Raw genomic sequence first — 2,756 nt, forward strand, 5'->3', positions numbered from 1 at the left:
GAGCGCTTTACTCAGCGTTCTCCTCGGAAGCCTCCTCAGCCGGAGCCTCCTCAGACTCGGCCTCGGCAGCTTCGGCAGCCTCAGCAGCAGCGGCTTCCTCGGCGGCAGCCTTCTCGGCGGCCTCCTTCTCAGCAGCAGCCTTGGCCTCGGCCTCTTCCTTGGCCTTGCGCTTCTTCTCGGTGATGGCCTCAGCGGTCGGGCCGTCGTTGGCCTCGGAGAGGGCCTGGTTGAACAGGTCCAGCTTGGACGGCTTCTCCTCGGCCACCTTGAGGGTGCCCTCGGCACCGTCGAGGCCCTTGTACTTCTGCCAGTCACCGGTCACCTTGAGCAGGGCCATGACGGGCTCAGTCGGCTGGGCGCCGACGGACAACCAGTACTGTGCGCGCTCGGAGTTGATCTTGATGACGGACGGGTCCTGCTTCGGCTCGTAGATGCCGATGTTCTCAATGACCTTGCCGTCGCGGCGGGTGCGGGCATCGGCGATGACGACGCGGTAGTGCGGGGTACGGATCTTACCGAGACGCTGCAGCTTGATCTTGACAGCCATGGTGGCTCCTTCATGTTTCTGGTCACTGGGCAGTTCAGACACCCGCCACCTGTCGGCGGGCCGGTTCAACCCCTGGATTTCACTGCGCGTGACGAGACCGGCCGACCGGGGTCGGGGACGGTATGACGCAGCAACCTGAAGAACTATACCGGCTGGACCGGGTGGAATGAAATCACCCGATGGTCTCGACGGTGAACAGGTCGCCCGGCTGGCAGTCCAGCTCCTCACACAGCGCGATGAGCGTGGTGAAGCGGATGGCCTTCGCCCGGTTGTTCTTCAGCTTCGAGAGGTTGACCGGGGTGATGTCGACGCGTTTGGACAGCTCGGCGATGGTGAGGCCGCGGGCGTCGAGAAGCTCTCCCAGGTGGCAACGGACATCGATGCTCACACCAGGTCCTCCGTCTCCTGCTCGAGGTCGACCGAGTGGCGCAGGACGTAGACGATGGTGGACAGCACGGTGAGGAAGAGCAGCCAGAGGACGAGGGTCTGCTGGTTGATGGTGGTCATGAAGTTCCACTGGTCCTGCACGTCGTGGATGTTCGCGGCGAAGTTGTTGCCGATGTGGGTGATGAACTGTCCCACTCCCCAGCCCAGGACCGCGAACATGGCGGCATTGACGAGGGCGGGCATCCGGCGGATGACACCGCCGGTGCGGCTGAAGTCGAGCCCCACGAGCATGAGCAGCGTGGCTGCGGCGAGGAGGGCGAGGACGGACACCGCATAGCCGGCGACGTAGTAGGGAGCTGGCCCGCCGGCAATCGCCTCCCAGGTCAGTCGACCCTTCTCGGTGAGGGACGGATCGAGGAGCGGGGTGACGGCGGCGTCGAAGGTGCGGGTGCGCAGGACGGTGAAGACGTCAGAGAGGATGAAGAAGACGACGACGCCGTAGGTGATGAGGGACGAGGTACGGGTCAGGGTGCGGTTCATGGGAAACAACTCCTTACATATCGATTGTCGATGTGTCGATAATCGATACGCTACATCGTTATTCGATATGCCGCAAGAGCTGTCCGCTACTTTTTGCCCTGCCCGAAATCGAGGTTGTCCAGATCGATGTTCTCCATGCCCTTCGGCATCTTCGGCATGCCCGGAAGCTTGGGCATGCCCGGCATGCCGCCGCCCGACTCCATCTGCTTCTGCAGCTCCTGGAGCTGCGCCATGTCCGGCATGCCCGGCATTCCGCCACCCGGCATGCCCGGCATCTGCGGACGACGCGCCGGCCCGCGCTTGCCGCCCTTGCCCTTGCGCCCCTTGGGCCGCTTCTTGGTGGCGGAACGCTGCATGCCACCACCGGGCATACCGAGCTGGCCGGCCATCTTGCCCATCATCTTCTTCGCCTCGAAGAAGCGCTCGACCAGCTGGTTGACGTCGGTGACGGTGACACCGGAACCGTTGGCGATGCGCTTGCGTCGAGAAGCATTGAGGATCTTGGGGTCCTCGCGCTCGGCGGGGGTCATGCCGCGGATGATGGCCTGGATGCGGTCGAGCTGCTTCTCGTCGACCATGTCGGCCATCTCGTTCATCTGCTTGCCGCCGGGCAGCATCTTGAGGATGTTGCCCAGGGGGCCCATGCGACGGATCATGAGCATCTGGTCGAGGAAGTCCTCGAGGGTGAGCTCGCCGGAGCCGAGCTTGGCGGCGGTCTCCTCGGCCTTCTTCTGGTCGAGGACCTGCTCGGCCTGCTCGATGAGGCTGAGGATGTCGCCCATGCCGAGGATGCGGCTGGCCATGCGCTCCGGGTGGAAGACGTCGAAGTCCTCGAGCTTCTCACCGGTGGAGGCGAACATGATCGGCTTGCCCGTGACCTCACGGATCGATAGGGCGGCGCCACCGCGCGCGTCACCGTCGAGCTTGGTGAGCACGACGCCGGTGAAGTCGACGCCGTCGCGGAAGGCCTCGGCGGTGGTGACCGCGTCCTGACCGATCATCGCGTCGATGACGAAGAGGACCTCGTCGGGATTGACGGCGTCGCGGATGTTGCGGGCCTGGGTCATGAGGGTCTCATCGATACCGAGGCGACCCGCGGTATCGACGATGACGACGTCGTGCTGCAGGCGTCGGGCCTCCTCGATACCCCGCTTCGCGACGTCGACCGGGTCACCGTGGGAGGTACCCATGTCGTGGTCGTGGGAGTCGATGCTCGTGCCCGGGTCCGGGGCGAAGGTGGGCACGCCGGCGCGCTCACCGACGATCTGCAGCTGCTGGACCG

4 protein-coding genes are annotated in these 2,756 nt (G+C 64.8%); all 4 read right to left on the minus strand.

Annotation, left to right across the window (positions count from 1 at the left end):
• Positions 1–7 precede the first annotated feature (7 nt).
• Entirely contained in the window at positions 8–547 is a 540-nt protein-coding gene (gene rpsP, locus Q4G50_RS14560) for a 30S ribosomal protein S16 (RefSeq protein ID WP_303378374.1), read from the minus strand.
• A 172-nt stretch (positions 548–719) separates the two neighbouring features.
• The gene (locus Q4G50_RS14565) at positions 720–929 is read right to left on the minus strand and encodes a helix-turn-helix transcriptional regulator (RefSeq protein ID WP_303378377.1); all 210 of its coding nucleotides are present in this window, start codon (positions 927–929) and stop codon (positions 720–722) included.
• Between the two features lie 2 nt (positions 930–931).
• A complete protein-coding gene (locus tag Q4G50_RS14570; protein WP_303378375.1) occupies positions 932–1,474 on the minus strand; it encodes a hypothetical protein in 543 nt (180 codons plus the stop codon).
• Between the two features lie 86 nt (positions 1,475–1,560).
• Positions 1,561–2,756 (minus strand): signal recognition particle protein (locus Q4G50_RS14575; RefSeq protein ID WP_303378376.1); only part of this gene is annotated, 1,196 nt, incomplete at its 5' end.

Source organism: Corynebacterium sp. (assembly GCF_030538285.1).
Lineage (GTDB): Bacteria > Actinomycetota > Actinomycetes > Mycobacteriales > Mycobacteriaceae > Corynebacterium.